2 protein-coding genes are annotated in these 3,022 nt (G+C 70.3%); both read right to left on the reverse strand.

What is annotated here, in order from left to right:
- Window positions 1-182, reverse strand: a 182-nt coding sequence (locus FJ108_18335) for a hypothetical protein (GenBank protein ID MBM4337851.1), incomplete at its 3' end; no start/stop codon positions are given.
- Window positions 179-3,022: efflux RND transporter permease subunit (locus tag FJ108_18340; GenBank protein MBM4337852.1), on the reverse strand; the 2,844-nt coding region annotated here is incomplete at its 5' end. The genes FJ108_18335 and FJ108_18340, both read right to left, overlap by 4 nt.

Consider the following 3,022-nt stretch of genomic DNA (forward strand, 5'->3'; position numbering starts at 1 on the left):
TGGCAGAACCAGCGCTCTCCCTGGGGATCGATCTCCACCGTGGGCTTGGTGATGCCGAAGACGTGCCAGGTCCCGTCGGCGGCACGCACGACGCAGTGGTCGTTCACGTACGCCCCCGTGCGCTGAGGAGTGAAGAGCGGTCGCCAGCCCGCCCCGGCGAGAACGGGCCTTCGAAAGCTCAAACGGCGATCTCCTTCTTCCGCGACACCAGCCGCCGCAGCCGCCCCTTCACCCACTCGACCGAGTCGTCGATCGCGAGGTAGAAGACCGGGACCACGAGCAGCGTCAGCACCGTCGACGAGAACATCCCCGCGCCCGCGGCGATCGCCATCGGTCTGCGCGTCTCGGCGCCGGGTCCGATCCCGATCGCGGCCGGCAGCACGCCGAAGATCATCGCGACCGCCGTCATCACCACCGGGCGCATCCGCACCGGCGCGGCGCGGCGCATCGCCTCGACCTTGCCCATGCCCTCTGCGCGGAGCTGGTTCGCGTAGTCCACCAGCAGGATCGAGTTCTTGGTGACCAGCCCGAACAGGAGCAGGATTCCGATCAGGCTGAACAGGTTCAGCGTCTGGCCAAAGACGTACAGGCCGCCGAGCGCGCCCGTCATCGCCAGCGGCACCGCCATCATCACGGTGAACGGGTGCACCAGGCTCTCGAACTGCGCGGCGAGCACCATGTAGATCACGAGCAGGCCGAGCAGGAGCGCGACGCCCGCCTGGCTCACGCCCTCCTGCATCCGCTCGGCCTGGCCGGAGAGGGTGAGCGTCACTCCTTCGGGAAGCACGCGGCGCGCGATCGCGCGCGAGGCCTCGATCGCGTCGCCGAGCACCAGCCCGCCGGAGAGGTTCGCGGCGACGGTGACGCTGCGCTGCCGCCCGCTGCGCGTGATCGCCGACGGGGCCGCGCCCTGCTCCACGCGCACCAGGTTGCGAAGCTCAACCACGTCGCCCGAGCGGGTCCGGACGTAGAGCCTGCCGATCGCGTCTGGATCGCTGCGGTCCTTGTCCTCCAGCCGCATGCGGATGTCGTAGCGGTGGCCCGACTCCTTGAACACGCCGACGTCAAGCCCGCCGATCATCAGCTGCACCGTCGTCGCGAGCGCCCGCGCATCGATGCCGAGCGCGGCCGCCCGCTCGCGGTCCGGGATCACGCGCAGCTCGGGCAGGCCGAGCTTGAGCGACTTGTTCAGGTCGACGAATCCGCCGTGCGCGGCGAGCTCGGCCATGAACTCGTCGGAGAGCGCGTCGAGATCGTGCAGCGACAGGTTCCCGCGCAGCTCGACTTCGAACTCGCCCATTCGCGAGCCGCCGGAGCTCATCATCGAGCCGGGGTTGAAGATGCGGATCTCGCGGCCCGCCGTGCGCCCGAGCGCCTCGCGACCCGCGTCCATCAGCTCGTGCACGCTGCGCTTCCGCTCGGAGAGCGGGGCGAGCGTCGCGAACATCATTCCCTCGCTCGGCCGGCCGGGCATGTTCGGGCCGTTGCCCATCCCCACCGAGGAGAAGAGCCCCTCCGTCTCGGGCTGCGAGAGCATCCACGCCTCGTCGCGCGCCAGGAACTCGCGCGCGACTTCGAGCGTGGTGCCCTGCGGCGCCTCGGTGCGCACCATCACGATGCCCTCGTCCGAGGGCGGGAAGAATTCCGTCGAGAGCCGCGAGGCGAATCCGATCGCGGCGACGAACGCGCCGAGCGCCAGGCCGAACGAGGCCGCGCGGTGCGAGAGTGTCCAGTCGAGCGCGCGCGTGTAGTACGCGTCGAGCGCGTTCTGCGCGCGCTCCAGGCGGTGGTACACGCCGCCGTGCGCGCGCTCGCGCGGCGCGCCCATCCGCGAGGCGAGCATCGGCGTGAGCGTGAGGGCGACGAAGAGCGAGAGACCGACCGATCCGGCGACGGTCAGCCCGAACTCGCCCAAGAAGCTGCCGACGATCCCCTCGACGAAGACGACCGGAAGGAACACCGCGATCACCGACGCCGTCGCCGCGGTGGCGGCAAACGCGATCTGCCGCGCGCCGATCTCCGCCGCCTTGCGCGTGGACTCGCCGGCCTCGCGGTGTCGCTCGATGTTCTCGAGCACGATGATCGCGTCGTCGATCACGACGCCGACGGCGAGCGCCATGCCGAGCAGCGTCATCGTGTTCAGCGTGTAGCCCGCCAGCCAGACCAGCCCGAACGTCGCGACCAGCGAGATCGGCAGCGAAACCGCGATGATCAGCGTCGGCCGGGCGCGGCGCAGGAAGACCAGCACCGTGAACACCGCGAGCAACGCGCCGAAAGCGAGCGAGAAGAGCGTCTCGCTCACCGCCTCGCGCACGGTGTGCGAGAAGTCGACGAAGCCCCGCTCGTCCTCGATCGTGATGCCGCTGGGCAGGATCGCGCGGATCTCGTCGAGCCGGCGCTTGACCTCGTCGACGATCGCCACGGTGTTGCCACCGGATTGCTTCTGGATGCCCAGGCCGATCGACGTCTCGCCGTTGTAGTGCGCCTCGATGCGCACGTCCTCGGAGCCGTCCTCGACGCGCGCCACGTCGCGAAGCTGCACGGGCGCGCCGTCGACATAGGCCACGATCAGCTTCTCGAGCTCCGCGACCGACTCGAACTCGGCCTCGGTCTTCACCGTGTACTCGCGCAGCCGACTCTCGACGATTCCACCGGGCACCTCGAGGTGCTCGCTCTGCAGCGCGCGGAGCGCGTCGCTCGCGGCGAGACCGCGCGCACGGAGCGCCTCGCCGTCGAGCCAGATGCGCAGGTTCCGGTCGCGCCGGCCGAAGACCATGACCCCGGCGACGCCCGGGATCGTCTCGAAGACCGGCCGGACCTCGCGGCGCACGTACTCGCTGGTGTCGACCGCCGAGCGGTCGGTGCGGAACGGGATCCAGAGGATCGCCATCGACGACGGGTCGAAGGTGTCGACGGTAGGCGGCTCGAGCTCTGCGGGCAGATCGCGGCGCGCGCGCGCGACTTTGTCGCGCACCTCCTGCGCGGCGAGCTGGATGTCCTTGCCGAGCCCGAACTCCACCCC

This window comes from Deltaproteobacteria bacterium (assembly GCA_016875225.1).
Classification (GTDB): Bacteria; Myxococcota_A; UBA9160; order SZUA-336; family SZUA-336; genus VGRW01.